Raw genomic sequence first — 16,189 nt, forward strand, 5'->3', positions numbered from 1 at the left:
AATTCTAAAGAACATGCCTTATTAATACTGCCTTATTTTTCTTCTTTAAATGTAGAACTTTCTTTAAATGAACAAAGTAAGGGTCATACTAAAGGAACCTTACTGGCTTATTCTACCTTAAAAGAAAGTGGGGTATATGGTGTTTATGCAGGTTATGAAGATGCTAATATGGAATCAACTTATTTTGATGTGAAAAACCGTAGCTATTATGCAGGCTTAAGATATTTTAATACCTTATTTACTACAGCTAAGCATCAAGAAGTCTATCTTAAAGCACAAAGTAAAGCAGCCTATACTAATAAAGCTAATACCATGACCAGCTGCTTGTATGGTGCCATAATTGTTTAAATTAGATATAGTAGAATTTACTTGCATTAAGATACCATGAGAATGAGAACTAATGGTTCCAGCATTATAAAAATTCTCAATCTTTGTATTATTAATAGCATAATTGTATAAAGAAAGAGCACCTAAGCGATAATCCTCTCCTATTGCATTGAGTTTGCCTGTATTAATAAAGGTTTGAATATTGCCTGTAAGGCTTAAGGCATTTTTGCCCTCAAGTTCACCTGTGTTTACAAAATTACTAATGGTGCCATTAGTAAGATTAAGGGCTGCAGAAGCATAAAAAGGATTACTTTCTGTTTTATTAGACTTTATAGTACCTGTGTTGATAAAGTTTTCAATGCTGCTTCCTTGTACAAAGATAGCATTGTATTTATCTGAAGTGATTTGGCCTGAGTTAAAAAAAGTTCCAATAGTAGCTTGGCTATTTAAGGATTTAACTCCTAAGCGTAAGGCAGCATCACTACCTTGTATGGTGCCTTGATTGATAAAATTATCTATGGTAGAATTAAATTGTACATTAAGGCCTATGTCATGAGTGCTTTTAATGCTTCCTTTATTATAAAATACAGGAACACTAGTATTGTGTAAGTATATGGCATTAAAATTAGTTGATTCTATAGTGCCTTATAGTAGGACCTTTACTACTATCACCATAAAAGGCTAAGGCAAAGTTTTCTCCTTTGATTTTACCACTAGTATCGTTTTTAAAATCAGTTATGGTACCGCTTTGGAAATTTATAGCTGCGGTTTGTTGTATAAGACCTGTATTAGTAAAATTAGTTATGCTAGGATGATTAGAAGCATTTCCTGCATAAACTGTGATACCGTATAAGGCTGTATTGTCTCCTATTAAACCACTATTGCTAAGCTCAGATATAGAGATTTGAGTGTCTTTGGAATTGGTAGTGTTTCCTATGCTGATTGCAGTTTGGCTACCACTTGCTCCTGTTGAGATATAACCTGAGTTGTTAATAGTGCCAATAGTGACATTATCCCCATCAAAGGCAACAGTATTGCCTGAATCATAATAGATAATACCACTATTATCAAACTTATCTACTTGTAGGGTTCCTCCATCTCTCCAAGTTGCTATGTAAGTGTTTCTGATATAGCCTTCATTGCTTACATCATGAACTATGATAGAACCTCCAGTAAAATTCCCTTGATTTTCTATATTAAAACGTCCATCAACCACACCTTGATTGAGTATTTTTTGTATGGTTAGGGTTTCAGATTGGGTAACTCTAGCGTGGATGGTTTTATTAGAAGTGTTACCTAAATAAGCGTATTTGCCTATTATGAGAGTGTTAATAGAATTATTAGTTGTAATATTAATTTTACTATTAGTATTAGAATAAGTGCCTAGTATTTGGTAATAATGGTAATTTCCAAAAGGTATGTCAATGGCATAAGGCAAACCATCTATATCAGCCATAGCACAAGAACTTAGTAAGGATAACGTGATTAGAGAAAGACCTAGTTTTTTTGATTTAGGTGAGGAAGATGAATTTTTAGTTTTTAAATACCCCCCCCCTGAGTAGCAAAGTAAAAAAGCCTTGCTGTGAGATTGTATGAGTTATGGAATAATCCTTTTTGTTGAAATCATTTATTAAAGTAATATGAAATACAAAAATAAATTGCTTAATAATAAAATATATTTTTTTAAAAAAAGGTTAAAAACTAATTGTTTTAGGACTTTTTACTTAAAAGGAAGCAAAGGGAGAGTTGGGAGAGTTGGCGTGCGGATTAGCTTTGATTTTGCAAGATATTTAATATAAAATGGATGAATTCTTTAGCATCATTAGAAAGATGAGTAGAAAGAATTATTTATGTTATGTTAATAAAAGTAGATAAGATTAAAAAAATTAGTTTAGAAAATTTTGTAATTCTTTGGTGAGTTCTTGGGGATTTAGATCATTGATGCTTTTATAGAAATGACCTTTTTCATCTATGAGGAAAAGTTCATTGCTGTGTGCTATGGTATAAGGCATTTGGGAATTTTTAAGAGGGATTTTTTGGTATAGGACTTGGTAGTTTTTGGCTAAGTGTTTTAGGGTGGATTCATCTTTTGGGATTAGGGCGTAGGATTTGGGATAAAAATATTTTAACCATTGATTGGTATTTTTGAGATTATTATCTGCGATAGGATCTAAAGAGATGAAAAGAATATAGGCTTTGGGATTGTTTATTTGCTTTAAGATTTTGGCTATGAGGGCTAGGGTTGTAGGACATACATCAGGACAAGAAGTGTATCCAAAATAAATGATGAGTTTTTTGCCTTTGAAATCTTTAAGGGTGGTTTGGGTTTTAAATTCAGATTTCAGATTAAAATCATAAGGATTTTGTTTAAAATTGATAAAAAATACAAGGCTTGAAAGAGTAATGATGATTGGGATAAATTTTTTCATCTTTTTAAATCGAAGTCAAAATAAAATCCTATGGGTTTGTCATCCTGAGTGAATTCGGCTCTAAAACGCATGGTATCTAAAACACAGCTAGCTAGGACTATTTTGCTTTCATAGTCTGTTTGGTTGAGTTTGTGTAATTTTGGTGATATTTGTCCCATATACATGTTTAGTCCATAGATTTTGAGTGCTAGATTTTTATAATCTCCTAGATTTTTGATTTTTAAATCTAGGGGGCTTAAGGCTTGTAAAGGTTTAGGACCTAAAGAGACTAAGATTTCTTTACCATTAAAAATATATTTACAATCTTTGAGATTAAGATCGCATTTTAAAGGAATTGAGAGGTCATTTTGAGTGGGATCAGATGGGGTTTTAAAGGTATAAAAATCAAAAATAAGATAAGAGATTATCATAATAAAAGCTAATATCAAGATAAAAATATTTTTTTTCATTTTTAAAATTCTTTTGAAGGGATGTTTTTTAATTCTATGGTTTGGTGATTGCTAAATTGCAAAGTCATGTTGATTTTGGTATCTGGCGTGATGGACTTTTTGAGTTTTAAGAGCATGATGTGATAAGAACCTGGCTTTAGATCTAAGCTTGAGTGGGCTTTGATGAGAAGATCGGGGATTTTTTGCATGAAGGTTTGATGATTTTTGTGTATGTGAGTGTGGAGTTCGCTTGCTTGGCTTATGTTGCTTTGGGCGTTTATTAGGGTGATGTTTTGGTCGCTATGATTGTAGATAGTGAAAAAAACGGCACTGTTTTGAGCGTGGGGTGGGGTTTGTCTGACAAAGGCGTTTTTTATCTCTATATTATGAGCCCAAAGATTTAAGATAAAAAGGGCATTGAGGATTAATAATTTTTTCATATTGTGTCCTTTTTGAATATTTTAGATTATATCAGAAAATGTTTTCTTTAGGGTATAAAAATGTAAATTTTTTGCGGCTTTGTCATGAAAGATTATGGGTATGGGGTAGGAAAGATATAGTTTTATTTTAATTTATAATTAATTTTGTAAATTAAAGATAATTAATATTTTTTAAGAAAAAACATATTATAATTTTTGCCTAAAAACTTTAAAACTTTGCAATATCAAGGAAAAACATTGTTAAAACGATTTGCTTTTTTATTTAGCTTTTTTTCAGCGTTTGTGTATGCTTCAGATCTTGTTAAAATTTATCTTAATGAAGGTTTGGATGCTGTAGGCGCAGCGATAGAAAAAGAATTGGTTCAAAAAGATTTTTGGCTTAGTGAGTTAGGAGATAAGAATGTTTCTTTGGGGTATTATGATCGTGATGTGGTTGTTGTGCTTACTAATAAAACAGATAAGATACTTCAAGTTTATTCCTATAATGATGGTAAAATAACTAAGGATTTTGAACAAAAAGAAATCATAACAGGAATCATGGGCGATAAAAAAATAGAAGGGGATTTGAAAACTCCTGTGGGGTTTTATGAACTAGGACGTAAATTTAATCCTGGGGATCCTTACTATGGGCCTTTTGCCTTTGCTACTACTTATCCTAATTTGCTTGATAAAGTACAGGGAAAAACAGGGGGTGGTATATGGATACATGGGTATCCTTTAGATGGATCTAGGCTTGATGAGCTGAAAACTAAAGGATGCATTGCCTTGCTTAATGATAATTTGCAAAAATTCGCACAAATTGTCCATAATAGGAAAGTTTTTGCAATGACAGAGGAAAGGGATAAAATTAGAGCTACTAAAGAAGAAATAGCAGGGTTGTTAGCTGATCTTTTTGGCTGGAGGCTGGCTTGGATTCAAAGTGATATTGATGCTTATTTGAGCTTTTATGATGAAAAAGAATTTAAACGTTTTGACAAAATGAAGTTTGAGCAATTTGCCTCTATGAAAAGATCGATTTTTTCTCGTAAAGAAGAAAAGCAGATCAAATTTTCGGATATAAGTATTAGTCCTTATCCTAATTTAGAAAATGAGATTTTATATAGGATTTCATTTTATGAGGATTATTATACTAGAAATTATCAATTTAAAGGCAATAAAATTTTATATGTTAAAATTGATAGCAAAGGCAAAATGAAAATTTTAGCAGAGCAGTAGATGTCTTTAATCAGAATCAATCAAAAAGCTTATGAGTATAATCTCAAAGAAATTGCTAAAAAAACAGAGGGTTTTGAAAGAATCATTTGTGTTTTTAAGGATAATGCTTATGGGCATGGGGCTAAGCTTTTAGCACCTGTGGCTAGAGAATTGGGCATTAATTTTATCGCGCTTAAGAATGAAAAAGAGGCTTGGGAGCTTGAAGGGATATTTGAAAATATATTGATACTTTCGCATCTTCCTCATGGGAATGAAAATGAAAGATTTATTTATGCTTTAAATGATATTTCCCAGATAAAAAATTATAAAAAAAATACCAAAATACACCTTAAAATAGACACAGGCATGCACCGCAATGGCGTGAGTGTACAAGAGCTAGAGTATGCTATGGCTTTGATTAAGAAAAATGCTTTAAAACTTGAAGGGATATTTACTCATTTTGCTAATGCAGATGAAATGGATAGGAGCTTTTTTGTCCAAAAAGAAGGCTTTGAAAAAGCTAAAAAAATAGCTAAAAAATATTATCCTGATTTATTGACTCATTCTTATAATTCAGCTGCGTTATTTAGGGGAAAGATTCCTGAGGATGAGTACTGTAGGATAGGACTTGTTCAATTTGGTTATGGGCATAAAGATTTGAAAAAAGTATTGAGTTTGTATGCGCATAGATTGAGTCAAAGAAGGCTTGAAAAAGGACAAAGCATAGGCTATGGAGGTGTTTTTAAAGCTAAGGAAGCTTTAGAAGTGGCAAACTATGATTTAGGCTATGCAGATGGTCTTTTTCGCTATGATGGAAAAGGAAAGCTAAGGCTTGCCAATGGCAAAGAAATGCTTGGAAGGATGTCAATGGATAGCTTTTCTTGCGAAGATTGTGGTGAAGAGCTTTGTGTTTTTGAGGATGCTGATGTTTGGGCGGATTTTTTTCATACTATTAATTATGAAATTTTAGTCAAGCTTCATCCTGACATACCAAGGGTGCTTGTGTAGATGTTTCATATTGTTTTGGTGCATCCTAGAATACCCCAAAATACGGGTAGTATAGGGAGGATGTGTTTTAATGCAGGGTTTAAACTCCATATTATCAAGCCTATAGTTTTTGATATCTCGCAAAAAGCTGTTAGAAGGGCGGGGCTTGATTATTGGGATAAATTAGAGCCTATTGTCTGGGAAAATCTTGAAGCTTTTTTAGAAAAAAATATTGGGTATAAGGATCGTTTTTTCTTTGCTACGACTAAGAGTAAAAGGTCTTATTTTCAAGCAAGGTTTAAAGAAAATGATTTTTTGTTTTTTGGGAGTGAAAGCTATGGTTTGCCTATGGAATTGATGCAGTTAAATTGGCAAAATGCCATAAATATACCCATGAAAGCTTGTGGAAGAAGTCTTAATCTAGCTACTAGTGTAGGTATTATTTCTTATGAAGCTTTAAGGCAAAATTTCTCTGATTTTAGGACCTAAAGTTTCGAATTTACACAAGAAAAGAAAACAAATAAAATCATAAAGTGCTTTTTATAAATTTTTATGTTAAAGTAGAATTAATATTATTTTTTTAAGGAGTTAGGATGAAATTAGATGCTTTGCTTAGCTTTGCTAATGAAATCTCTGATATCATAGCTAATGAAATTGTCCCTCGTACAGATATTATAATGGTTGTTTTGCTTATTATTTGCGGGCTTTATTATAGTTTTTTAACTCGTTTTGTGCAATTTCGCATGCTTAGTTCTGTATTTAGAATACTTACAGAGAAAAACAAACAGCATTCTAAAGAATATATTTCGCCTTTTGAGGCTTTGATGATTTCTACTGCTTCTAGGGTAGGTATAGGAAATATCGCAGGGATTTCTTTGGCTTTGACTACAGGCGGGGCTGGGGCTTTGTTTTGGATGTGGGTGATGGCATTTTTTGGTGGGGCTTCGGCTTTTGCTGAGAGTACTTTAGCTCAAATTTATAAGTCAAAGGACGATACGGGAGGATTTAAAGGCGGCCCGGCGTATTATATTAAAAAAGCTTTAGGTTCGCATTTTTTTGGATCTTTTTTTGCTTTTATTCTTATCATCACTTATGCTTATGGTTTTAACGGCCTTCAAAGTCAAACTATGACTTCGTCTTTTAAAGTTTATTATGATATGTTAAATCCTGATGCTAGCGTGAGTTTTTCATCTAGTTTTTGGCCTGTGGTTATAGGCGTGATTTTAACTGCTTTTGGTTCTTGGATGTTTTTTTCTCATCATACTAAAATAGGCAAGGTGAGTTCTTTGATAGTGCCTTTTATGGCTTTGGCTTATGTTTTGCTTGCTGTGATTGCGGTTTTGATGAATTTGGATAAAATTCCTTTGGTAGTTAAGGTGATTTTAGAAAGTGCTTTTGATTTTAAGGCTATGTTTGGTGGATTTGCTGGATCGGCTTTGGTTATAGGGATTAAAAGAGGGCTTTTTTCTAATGAAGCAGGAATGGGTTCAGCGCCTAATGCTGCGGCTGCAGCTTTGACAAGTCATCCGGCCAAACAAGGTGTGATACAGGCTTTTTCGGTTTTTATAGATGTGATTATTTGTACAAGTTCGGGATTTTTAGTGCTTTTTTCTATGGCATATTTAGGGCTTAATGAAACTAAGATAGAAGGAGGCATGCCTTTAATCCAAGAAACCATGCGTGAGTATTATGGAAGTTTTGGGATCCATTTTATCACTATTGCTATTGTTCTTTTTGCTATAACTTCTTTGATAGGGAATTATTATTATGCACAAGCTAATGTGAAATATTTGACTAATTCTAAATTGGTAATGAATTTGTTTAGAATCACTGCGGTGGCTATGATTTTCATAGGTTCGCAAATGAATTTAAAGCTTGCTTGGAATTTGGCTGATTTGACTATGGCTTTCATGGCTATAACTAATATTGTGTCTTTATTGCTTTTAGGCGGTATTGTTAATAAGGTTTTAAAAGATTTTAATATACAGCAAAAAGCGGGCTTAGATCCTAAGTTTAATGCTAGTAAATTAGGGATTAAAAATGCTGAATGTTGGGATTAAAAGATTATAAAGTTTCATGGATTTATGAAATTAATGATTTAAAACTTTATTTAAAAATTCTTTTAATCTTTCATTGCTAGGATTTTCAAACACTTCTTTGGGTTTGGCATCGACAGCTATATTGGCCTTATCCATGAAAAATATGCGATTAGCAACATTTCTTGCAAAGCCCATTTCATGAGTAACTACAAGCATAGTAAGGCCTTCTTTTGCAAGATCTTTCATGATGCTTAAAACTTCGCCTATCATTTCAGGATCAAGGGCTGAAGTGGGCTCATCAAACAAAATCACATCAGGATTCATCATCAAGCTTCTTGCGATGGCAATGCGCTGTTTTTGTCCGCCTGAAAGCTTGTGTGGCATTATGTTTTCTTTATCGGCTAAGCCTATTTTATTAAGAAGTATTTTTGCTTTTTTTACGGCTTGATTTTGAGTTAAAATGCCTGTTTTAACAGGTGCTAGGCATAAATTTTCCATGACATTTTTGTTGGCAAAGAGATTAAAGTGTTGAAATACCATGCTGAGTTTTTGTCTGATGATATTGATATTGGTTTGTTTATCAAGTATGTTTTGTTTGTTGATTAAAATCTCGCCACTATCGGCTAATTCTAAGCGATTTATGCAACGTAAAAAAGTGCTTTTTCCACCCCCGCTTGGGCCTATGATGGCTATGACATCACCTTTTGAAATTGTAGTATTGATATTGTTTAATACTGTTAAAGAACCGTATTTTTTGTTTAAATTTCTAATTTCAATCATTTTTATTCATCCTGATTTCAAGTTTTTTTGTAAAAAAGCTAAATATTTTCACGCTTACATAATAAACAAGTCCGGTAAAAATAATAGGCTTAGGATTGTAAAGCACTGCTTGTAAGCTTTGGCTTTGCATGGTAATATCAATGACACTGATAAATCCTACGACAGATGTTTCTTTAAATAAAGAGATGAATTCATTAGCTAAGGCTGGGAGGATGTTTTTTGTAGCTTGGGGTAGGATGATTTCTTTCATTGAGGTTTTATAATCAAGCCCCATAGCACGTGCAGCTTCCATTTGTCCTTTATCTACGCTATTAATCCCGCTTCTTACGATTTCTGCTATATAGGCTGAACTGTTAAGCCCTAGGGCAAGAATGGCTGCGTAAAGATTGTCTATGAAAGTAAAAATTACAAAGGCAAAAATCATTAATTGTAAAATCACAGGAGTACCGCGTATGATATCTATGTACTCATCGATGATAAAATTAAGTGCTTTGATTTTACAAAAATGTAAAATAGCTAGAGTAAAGCCAATAATCACCCCAATAATCACAGCACAAGCAGTTAATAAAAGTGTGATGAAATAGCTTTTTAGATAAGCTTGTGCGTTTTGTGTGTATGCATAGCTTATGTTTCCGCTAGGATCTTTGATTTGAAGTATTTCTATAGGAAAGGAAAAATACCCCCATAAAATAATAATCACAAAAAAAACAAAAATTCTTATATTGTTTTGACTCAATTTTAAACCTTTATTGCGTAGAATTCATTTAAAAAATTTGAATTTTATTAAAATATCTTTGATTTTTCTTTAAAGATTTATAAAAATATGTTAGAATTTCATGAAAATAAGGTTGTATTTATGGAAATTTTAGATTTTATTATAACTACTATTTTTATACTTTTAATGATTTTTTTAGTAATAGGTTTTAATCGTCAAATGATACAAAGAAACAAAGAAAAAGAAAAAAGATTTAAAAATAAAACCAGGAGGCAAAATGAGTAAAAAAGTATTAATTCCTTTAGCACAAGGCTTTGAAGAAGCTGAATTTATAGGTATTGCTGATGTTTTAAAGAGGGCTGAGAAATCGGGCGGGGATTTAGAAGTAATCATAGCTTCATTAAATGATGATTTATTAGTTGTGGGTGCTAATGGCATTAGTATTAAAGCGGATTGTTTTTTAAAAAATGTAGATGTAAAAACACTTGATGCTATTGCTTTAGCGGGTGGTTTTAATGGTATGATGAATCTTAAAAATTCTAATGAGATTTTAAATATCATTAAAGAGCTTCATAATGAAAATAAAATCATTGCTGCAATTTGTGCTTCTGCTATAGTTTTAGATGCAGCAGGTGTTTTAGAAGGTGAGTTTGCATGCTATCCAGGGTGTGAAATAGGACTTAATGCAAAGCGTGTTAATGAAGCTGTGGTGGTTAATAAAAATATCATCACTTCTGCAGGGCCTGCTACAGCAATACTTTTTGGTTTGGAATTGGCTAAAAAATTATGCGGTGAGATGATTTATAAAGACTTATATAATAAAATGCTAGTTTCTTTGGCAAAATCCTAATAGTAGCAAAGCTACATTAGGATTAAAATAAGGCTTGTGGGTTTTCTTTATGCGTTTGATCTTTAGGCAGTTCAAAGCCTCCTAGCATATGAAAATGCAAATGGAAGACTTCTTGACCACTGTTTTTACCGCAATTTGTTATCAAACGATATCCGCTTTTGTCTACTCCTAAAAGAATGGCTAGTTCTTGTATGAAGCTTGTCATTTTTGCCATAAGTTCGGGATCGAATTCTTGAAAATCTTTAAAATGTTTTTTAGGGATGATGAGTATGTGTATAGGGGCCTTAGGTGCGATATCATGAAATGCTAAAAAATCATTATTTTCAAGCACTTTGTTGCATGCGATTTTGCCTTCGACTATGAGTTCAAAAACGGTTTTTTCTTGCATTATTTATCCTTCTTTGGTGTTATTTTTGATATAATTATATCTTTAAACTTTGGTTTTTATGCTGAATTTAAAATAGTTTTTAATAGAATTAAAATTTAAAATATTTTATTAAGGTAGAAAATTGCAAAATTTTATTGAACAAATCCAAAAATGTAATAATTTAAATGATTTAGAAGCTTTAAGAATTTCTTTTCTTGGAAAAAAGGGTGTTTTAACTGAAAGCTTTGCAAAGCTTAAAGACTTAGAAGGTGAAGCTAAAAAAGCCTTTGCTGCTGATTTAAATGCACAAAAAGAAGCCTTTAATCAGGCTTATTTATTAAAATTTAAAAGTTTAGAAAATCTTGCTTTAGAAGAGAAAATGAAGCAAAATGCGCAAAATTTTAATTATTTTGATGAGAGCATTACAAGCGGGTCCTTACATCCTGTAATGAGTACTACGGATAAGATTATAGAATATTTTGTGGGTTTGAATTTCAGCGTAGAAAAAGGTCCTTTAATAGAAGATGATTTTCATAATTTTGAAGCCTTAAATTTGCCTAAAACTCATCCTGCAAGGGATATGCAAGATACTTTTTATTTTGATGATAAAAGACTTTTAAGAACTCAAACTTCTCCTGTGCAAATTCGCACCATGCTAGCACAAAAACCTCCTATTAGAATGATAGCACCTGGTGCTGTATTTAGAAGAGATTTTGATATCACTCATACTCCTATGTTTCATCAAGTAGAAGCCCTTGTGGTAGAAGAAGGGCAAAAAATCAGTTTTGCTAATTTAAAAAGCGTTTTAGAGGATTTTTTACATTATATGTTTAATGATGTAAAAATTCGCTTTCGTCCTAGTTTTTTCCCTTTTACGGAGCCTTCTGCTGAAGTTGATATTTCTTGTATTTTTTGTAAAGGCAAAGGATGTAGGGTTTGTAAACATACGGGCTGGCTTGAAGTTTTAGGATGTGGTATAGTTGATCCTAATGTATATCATTTTGTAGGATATGAAAATGTGAGTGGCTATGCCTTTGGACTTGGGGTGGAGCGCTTTACTATGCTGTTGCATCAAATTCCTGATTTGAGGTCTTTGTTTGAAGGAGATTTAAGATTATTGGAGCAATTTAGATGATAATTACTAAAAGTTGGTTAAATGATTGGCTAGAGCTTGAAGATATAAGCTTAGATAAAATAGCAAAAACTCTTAATTGTATAGGCATAGAAGTTAATAAAATTAATGTTTTAAAAGTACCTGATAAGATTGTAGTAGGCTATGTAAAAGAAAAAATCAAACATGCTAATTCTGATAAATTAAATATTTGTCAAGTGAGTATAGGCGATGAGACTTTGCAAATAGTTTGTGGGGCTGATAATGTTGATGCAGGGCAATTTGTAGCTGTTGCAACTAAAGGTGCCATTATGCCAAATAATATGCAAATTCAAGAAGTACAATTGCGAGGGGTTGATTCTTGTGGTATGTTGTGTTCTAGTACAGAGCTTGGTTTTAATAAAATCAATAATGGCATTATGCTTTTAGATGAAAGCATAGGGGAATTAGAACTTGGCAGGGCTTTAAATACCTATGAAATTTTCAATGATGGACTCATAGAAGTAGAGCTTACTCCTAATAGAGGAGATTGCTTAAGCATTTATGGAGTTGCACGCGATTTAGCTACGGCTTTAAATTTAAATTTAAAAGAACCTAAAGTTTTTAAAGAAAACGAAAATGTTTTGGGCATAGGCAGGATTTTGCGTTTAGCAGCTGAGAAAGAACTCAACGGGCTTTATAATTACCGTGCTATAGAACTGAAAAATTCTATAAAAACTAATTTATTGCTTAGTTTAAGACTCTCTCAAATTGAAAATTTAAGCAATAATCCTATAGAAAATTTATTAAATTATGCAACGCATTCAACTGGGGTACTTTTTAATGCTTATGATTTGAGTTCTTTTTCAAATGAAGGTGAAGAATTTACCATAGTTTTAAACAAACAAGAGCATGGCGAAACAAAAGTTTCTTGCAAGGATAGACTTTTAAGTTTTAGCGGGATTTTTCAAAATGATGAAAGCAAGTGTAAGAAAGATTCTAAAATAATTATCATCGAGGCTAATTATACTGATCCTTTAGTCATAGCAAATGCTAAAAATTATCATCAAAACCAGGATGAAAAAACACTTTATAGAAGCTTTAGAGGAAGCGAACCTAAACTAAGTTTGGGGATGGATTTTTTACTTGGTATTCTTGAAAATATTTCTAGTATTATTATTTATAGTTCTTCTCAACAAATTGTGATAAATAAACAATCGCCAATCATACCTGTAAGCATTGAAGGCATTGGTAAAATGATAGGGCAAAGCGTTGATAAAGATGAGATTTTAAAAATATTGAAAAAATTAGGCTTTGAGTTGATACTTTCAGGAGAAGGGCTTGTCAATGTTAAAGCGCCTTTACATCGTCCTGATATAAAGAATTTATCCGATATATGCGAAGAGGTTGTAAGAATCATAGGTATTGATAATATAGCCTCTAGAGGCCTTAAATTCATGGAGAAAAATCGTTTTAATACTACTTATAAAAATTATGCTGAATTTTTGAATTTAAGAAAAAAAGCAGTAGCAAATGGATATTTTGAAAGTTTGCATTATATTTTAGATAATGAAGAAGAACTTAGTAATTTAGGATTTGATTTAATTGATCTAAAGCTTATTAATCCTATCACGACAGAACTTAATACTTTAAGAACCACTCTTTTAAATCATTTGTTAAATGCAGCAAGTTTAAATGCAAAAAATTCCAAAAAAATTATCAAGCTTTTTGAACTTGGCATTGTTTTTAATAAAAATAATCAAGAGGCTAATCATATTGCATTTATTCACTCAGGATTTAAAGAAGAAGCTAAAATTTCTAATAAAGCAAAACCTCAATTAGTGCAATTTTATGATTTTCTTTTAGATGTTAAAAATATTATAGGTGATTTTACCTTACAAGCATCAGAGCATGATATTTTAAGTCCTTATGAGCAAGCAGATGTTTATTTATCAGGGGTTAGGGTAGGTTTTATAGGGCGTTTACATTTAAGAATAGAAAATGAAAGAGATTTATTAAAAACTTATGTTTGTGAGCTTGATTTAGATTTGATACGACAAGATTGCAAAATAGCTAAGCCTTATTCTAAATTCCCAGCTATAACTAGGGATCTTAGCGTTTTAATACCAAAAAGTTTTGATTATAATGAGATTAAAAATTGTATTAAAAACTTGAATTTAGAAATACTTGAAAAATTTCGTTTAGTTGATATTTATGATCATGAAGATTTTAAAGATTCTTATAGTATTACTATAAATTTTACTTTTAGAGATCTTGATAAAACTCTTCAAGATAGTGAAGTTATAGCATGTATGGATAAAATTTTGCAAAGTATTAAAGATTTAGGTCTTGATTTAAGATGAAAATTCATAAATTAAATAAACCTATAAATACTGAACTTCAAAATATAGCAGCCGATAAGAGTATATCGCATCGTTTTGCTATTTTTTCACTTTTAACTCAAGAAAAAAATAGGGCACAAAATTATCTTTTAGCACAAGATACTTTAAATACTCTTGAAATCGTTAAAAATCTTGGTGCTAAGGTAGAATGCAAAGGAACTTGTGTGGATATCACGCCTGCACATGAAATTTTATCGCCTAATGGCATCTTAGATTGTGGCAATTCAGGAACTGCGATGCGTTTGATGATGGGATTTTTAGCTGGGATTTCGGGTTTTTTTGTCTTAAGTGGAGATAAATATCTTAATCAACGTCCTATGGGAAGGATAAGCAAGCCACTTAATAATATAGGAGCTAAAATTTATGGACGCAATGAGGCTAATTTAGCTCCAATTTGCATAGAGGGTCAAAAACTAAAATCTTTTCATTATCAAAGCAAGATTGCTTCAGCACAGATTAAAACTGCTATGATTTTATCTGCTTTTAAAGCAGATGATGTATGTACTTTTAGCGAACCTTCTCTTAGTAGAAATCATAGTGAAAATATGCTAAAGGCTATGAAAGCACCTATAAAAATTAGCAATGAAGGATTAAATCTTGAAATAAGTCCTTTAAAAGAACCCCTAAAAGCTCAAAATATCATCATACCTAATGATCCTTCATCAGCTTTTTATCTCATTTTAGCGGCTATTATTTTACCTAATTCAAAGATTGTTATAAAAAATATCTTACTCAATCCTACGCGTATAGAGGCTTACAAAATTTTGCAAAAAATGGGTGCTAATTTAAGCATGAAAATCACTCAAAATGACTTTGAAACCATAGGAGAAATTCAAGCACAATCTAGCATTCTTCATTCTATAGAAGTAGAACAAAATATAGCTTGGCTTGTGGATGAAGCACCTGCTTTGGCTATAGCTTTTGCTTTAGCTAAAGGCAAATCTAGACTTAAAAATGCTAAAGAACTTCGCGTTAAAGAAAGTGATAGAATTGCTGTAATGGTTGAAAATTTAAGACTTTGTGGGATTAAGGCACAAGAGTTTGAAGATGGTTTTGAAATCATAGGTGGAAAAGTTGCGTCAGCAAAAATTAAAAGCTATGGTGATCACCGTATTGCTATGAGTTTTGCGATTTTGGGTTTATTTTGTGGAATGGAGATTGATGATAGTGAGTGTATTAAGACTTCTTTTCCTAATTTTATGGAAATTCTTATAAATTTAGGAGTTAAAATTGATTATTGAATTGGCTAAAAATTATGGTTTTTGTTTTGGGGTAAAAAGAGCTATTAAAAAAGCTGAGCAGATTAAAGATGCTGCAACCATAGGTCCACTCATTCATAATAATGAAGAAATTTCTCGTTTACAAAAACATTTTAATGTTAAAACTTTAGAAAATATTCAAGATTTAAGTAACGAAAAAAAGGCTATTATAAGAACTCATGGTATTACTAAACAAGATTTAGAAGAATTGAAAAAAAAAGATATAGAAATTTTTGATGCTACTTGCCCTTTTGTCACAAAACCACAGCAAATTTGCGAGCAAATGAGTAAAGAAGGCTATGATCTTGTGATTTTTGGCGATGAAAATCATCCTGAAGTTAAGGGTGTTAAAAGCTATGTAAATACTAAAGCTTATGTAGTTTTAGATAAAAAAGATCTTCAAAATATTAAACTTCCTTCTAAAATAGCCATAGTAAGCCAAACCACTAAAAAACCTGAACATTTTATGGAAATAGTTAATTTTTTGATACTTAAAGTTAAAGAAGTGAGAGTTTTTAATACTATTTGCGATGCGACTTTTAAAAATCAAGATGCTATAAAAGAGCTTTCTTCTAAAAGCGATATTATGGTTGTTGTAGGGGGTAAGAACTCAGCTAATACAAAGCAACTTTTTTTAATTGCAAAAAATAATTGTAAGGACAGTTACTTAATAGAAACAGAAAAAGAATTGCAAAAAGAATGGTTTTTAAATAAAAAGCATTGTGGTATAAGTGCGGGTGCTAGCACTCCTGATTGGATCATTGAAAGGGTTATAAATACAATTAAGGGTTTTAAAATAGTATCATAAATACTCTTCATATAAAATAAAAAACTAAAAATTTTCAAAAATTAACACTAATTAAAGAAAAATAAGGTAAAATC

At 31.6% G+C, this 16,189-nt stretch carries 18 protein-coding genes and 1 pseudogene; 12 read left to right on the plus strand and 7 right to left on the minus strand.

Annotation, left to right across the window (positions count from 1 at the left end):
- A pseudogene (locus tag GRQ01_RS03090) lies at positions 1-291 on the plus strand (autotransporter outer membrane beta-barrel domain-containing protein); the annotation flags it as partial.
- Positions 292-685: 394 nt separating this feature from the next.
- Positions 686-829, plus strand: a complete 144-nt coding sequence (locus GRQ01_RS03095) for a hypothetical protein (RefSeq protein ID WP_193699214.1) — start codon at positions 686-688, stop codon at positions 827-829.
- A gap of 123 nt (positions 830-952) precedes the next feature.
- On the opposite strand, the gene GRQ01_RS03100 is transcribed toward GRQ01_RS03095, so the two are convergent.
- From GRQ01_RS03100 to GRQ01_RS03115, 4 genes are all read right to left on the minus strand, one after another.
- Positions 953-1,783, minus strand: coding sequence for a hypothetical protein (locus tag GRQ01_RS03100; RefSeq protein WP_158334379.1), 831 nt, complete (start codon positions 1,781-1,783; stop codon positions 953-955).
- Between the two features lie 430 nt (positions 1,784-2,213).
- Complete coding sequence (locus tag GRQ01_RS03105; protein WP_158334380.1) at positions 2,214-2,756, minus strand: SCO family protein; 543 nt, start codon at positions 2,754-2,756, stop codon at positions 2,214-2,216.
- Positions 2,753-3,205 (minus strand): hypothetical protein, encoded by a 453-nt coding sequence (locus tag GRQ01_RS03110; RefSeq protein ID WP_158334381.1) that lies wholly within the window; start codon positions 3,203-3,205, stop codon positions 2,753-2,755. The genes GRQ01_RS03105 and GRQ01_RS03110 overlap by 4 nt, the downstream gene beginning before the upstream one ends.
- A 2-nt stretch (positions 3,206-3,207) precedes the next feature.
- Entirely contained in the window at positions 3,208-3,624 is a 417-nt protein-coding gene (locus GRQ01_RS03115) for a copper chaperone PCu(A)C (RefSeq protein ID WP_158334382.1), read from the minus strand.
- Between the two features lie 237 nt (positions 3,625-3,861).
- Here GRQ01_RS03115 and pgp2 point away from each other — a divergent pair, with 237 nt between their 5' ends.
- From pgp2 to GRQ01_RS03135, 4 genes are all read left to right on the plus strand, one after another.
- On the plus strand, positions 3,862-4,839 hold the full coding sequence (gene pgp2, locus GRQ01_RS03120) for a cell shape-determining L,D-carboxypeptidase Pgp2 (protein WP_158334383.1): 978 nt from the start codon (positions 3,862-3,864) through the stop codon (positions 4,837-4,839).
- Positions 4,840-5,826: an alanine racemase gene (locus GRQ01_RS03125; protein ID WP_158334384.1), complete on the plus strand. Its 987-nt coding sequence runs from the start codon at positions 4,840-4,842 to the stop codon at positions 5,824-5,826.
- Entirely contained in the window at positions 5,827-6,294 is a 468-nt protein-coding gene (locus tag GRQ01_RS03130) for a tRNA (cytidine(34)-2'-O)-methyltransferase (RefSeq protein ID WP_158334385.1), read from the plus strand.
- 104 nt (positions 6,295-6,398) lie between these two features.
- Positions 6,399-7,865 (plus strand): alanine/glycine:cation symporter family protein, encoded by a 1,467-nt coding sequence (locus GRQ01_RS03135; protein WP_158334386.1) that lies wholly within the window; start codon positions 6,399-6,401, stop codon positions 7,863-7,865.
- A 30-nt stretch (positions 7,866-7,895) separates the two neighbouring features.
- Here GRQ01_RS03135 and GRQ01_RS03140 read toward each other — a convergent pair whose 3' ends face one another.
- Positions 7,896-8,624, minus strand: a complete 729-nt coding sequence (locus GRQ01_RS03140; RefSeq protein ID WP_158334387.1) for an amino acid ABC transporter ATP-binding protein — start codon at positions 8,622-8,624, stop codon at positions 7,896-7,898.
- Positions 8,617-9,360: an amino acid ABC transporter permease gene (locus GRQ01_RS03145; protein ID WP_158334388.1), complete on the minus strand. Its 744-nt coding sequence runs from the start codon at positions 9,358-9,360 to the stop codon at positions 8,617-8,619. The genes GRQ01_RS03140 and GRQ01_RS03145 overlap by 8 nt, the downstream gene beginning before the upstream one ends.
- Positions 9,361-9,480: 120 nt before the next feature.
- On the opposite strand from GRQ01_RS03145, the gene GRQ01_RS03150 reads away from it, so the two are divergent.
- Both GRQ01_RS03150 and GRQ01_RS03155 read left to right on the plus strand, forming a co-directional pair.
- Positions 9,481-9,624 (plus strand): hypothetical protein, encoded by a 144-nt coding sequence (locus GRQ01_RS03150; RefSeq protein WP_193699216.1) that lies wholly within the window; start codon positions 9,481-9,483, stop codon positions 9,622-9,624.
- Entirely contained in the window at positions 9,617-10,189 is a 573-nt protein-coding gene (locus GRQ01_RS03155; protein WP_158334389.1) for a DJ-1 family glyoxalase III, read from the plus strand. Before GRQ01_RS03150 ends, GRQ01_RS03155 begins: the two co-directional genes overlap by 8 nt.
- A 22-nt stretch (positions 10,190-10,211) precedes the next feature.
- On the opposite strand, the gene GRQ01_RS03160 is transcribed toward GRQ01_RS03155, so the two are convergent.
- Complete coding sequence (locus GRQ01_RS03160) at positions 10,212-10,577, minus strand: histidine triad nucleotide-binding protein (protein WP_158334390.1); 366 nt, start codon at positions 10,575-10,577, stop codon at positions 10,212-10,214.
- Positions 10,578-10,698: 121 nt separating this feature from the next.
- Here GRQ01_RS03160 and pheS point away from each other — a divergent pair, with 121 nt between their 5' ends.
- Genes pheS through GRQ01_RS03180 form a run of 4 tightly spaced genes read left to right on the plus strand, consistent with a single transcriptional unit; the run spans position 10,699 to position 16,115 of the window.
- The gene (gene pheS, locus GRQ01_RS03165; RefSeq protein ID WP_158334391.1) at positions 10,699-11,691 is read left to right on the plus strand and encodes a phenylalanine--tRNA ligase subunit alpha; all 993 of its coding nucleotides are present in this window, start codon (positions 10,699-10,701) and stop codon (positions 11,689-11,691) included.
- Positions 11,688-14,009, plus strand: coding sequence for a phenylalanine--tRNA ligase subunit beta (gene pheT / locus GRQ01_RS03170; RefSeq protein WP_158334392.1), 2,322 nt, complete (start codon positions 11,688-11,690; stop codon positions 14,007-14,009). Before pheS ends, pheT begins: the two co-directional genes overlap by 4 nt.
- The gene (gene aroA / locus GRQ01_RS03175; RefSeq protein WP_158334393.1) at positions 14,006-15,289 is read left to right on the plus strand and encodes a 3-phosphoshikimate 1-carboxyvinyltransferase; all 1,284 of its coding nucleotides are present in this window, start codon (positions 14,006-14,008) and stop codon (positions 15,287-15,289) included. Before pheT ends, aroA begins: the two co-directional genes overlap by 4 nt.
- Complete coding sequence (locus GRQ01_RS03180; protein ID WP_158334394.1) at positions 15,279-16,115, plus strand: 4-hydroxy-3-methylbut-2-enyl diphosphate reductase; 837 nt, start codon at positions 15,279-15,281, stop codon at positions 16,113-16,115. Before aroA ends, GRQ01_RS03180 begins: the two co-directional genes overlap by 11 nt.
- Positions 16,116-16,189: the final 74 nt, after the last annotated feature.

Source organism: Campylobacter bilis, from assembly GCF_016806695.1.
Classification (GTDB): Bacteria; Campylobacterota; Campylobacteria; order Campylobacterales; family Campylobacteraceae; genus Campylobacter_D; species Campylobacter_D bilis.

What these genes read in the sequence shown, in the direction of transcription:
- pheT (WP_158334392.1), top strand. Translation starts at nt 11,688, where the DNA reads ATGATAATTACTAAAAGTTGGTTAAATGATTGGCTAGAGCTTGAAGAT.
- GRQ01_RS03115 (WP_158334382.1), bottom strand. Translation starts at nt 3,624, where the DNA reads ATGAAAAAATTATTAATCCTCAATGCCCTTTTTATCTTAAATCTTTGG.
- aroA (WP_158334393.1), top strand. Translation starts at nt 14,006, where the DNA reads ATGAAAATTCATAAATTAAATAAACCTATAAATACTGAACTTCAAAAT.
- GRQ01_RS03125 (WP_158334384.1), top strand. Translation starts at nt 4,840, where the DNA reads ATGTCTTTAATCAGAATCAATCAAAAAGCTTATGAGTATAATCTCAAA.
- GRQ01_RS03130 (WP_158334385.1), top strand. Translation starts at nt 5,827, where the DNA reads ATGTTTCATATTGTTTTGGTGCATCCTAGAATACCCCAAAATACGGGT.
- GRQ01_RS03105 (WP_158334380.1), bottom strand. Translation starts at nt 2,756, where the DNA reads ATGAAAAAATTTATCCCAATCATCATTACTCTTTCAAGCCTTGTATTT.
- GRQ01_RS03100 (WP_158334379.1), bottom strand. Translation starts at nt 1,783, where the DNA reads ATGGCTGATATAGATGGTTTGCCTTATGCCATTGACATACCTTTTGGA.
- GRQ01_RS03095 (WP_193699214.1), top strand. Translation starts at nt 686, where the DNA reads ATGCTGCTTCCTTGTACAAAGATAGCATTGTATTTATCTGAAGTGATT.
- GRQ01_RS03160 (WP_158334390.1), bottom strand. Translation starts at nt 10,577, where the DNA reads ATGCAAGAAAAAACCGTTTTTGAACTCATAGTCGAAGGCAAAATCGCA.
- GRQ01_RS03135 (WP_158334386.1), top strand. Translation starts at nt 6,399, where the DNA reads ATGAAATTAGATGCTTTGCTTAGCTTTGCTAATGAAATCTCTGATATC.
- GRQ01_RS03150 (WP_193699216.1), top strand. Translation starts at nt 9,481, where the DNA reads ATGGAAATTTTAGATTTTATTATAACTACTATTTTTATACTTTTAATG.
- GRQ01_RS03140 (WP_158334387.1), bottom strand. Translation starts at nt 8,624, where the DNA reads ATGATTGAAATTAGAAATTTAAACAAAAAATACGGTTCTTTAACAGTA.
- GRQ01_RS03155 (WP_158334389.1), top strand. Translation starts at nt 9,617, where the DNA reads ATGAGTAAAAAAGTATTAATTCCTTTAGCACAAGGCTTTGAAGAAGCT.
- GRQ01_RS03110 (WP_158334381.1), bottom strand. Translation starts at nt 3,205, where the DNA reads ATGAAAAAAAATATTTTTATCTTGATATTAGCTTTTATTATGATAATC.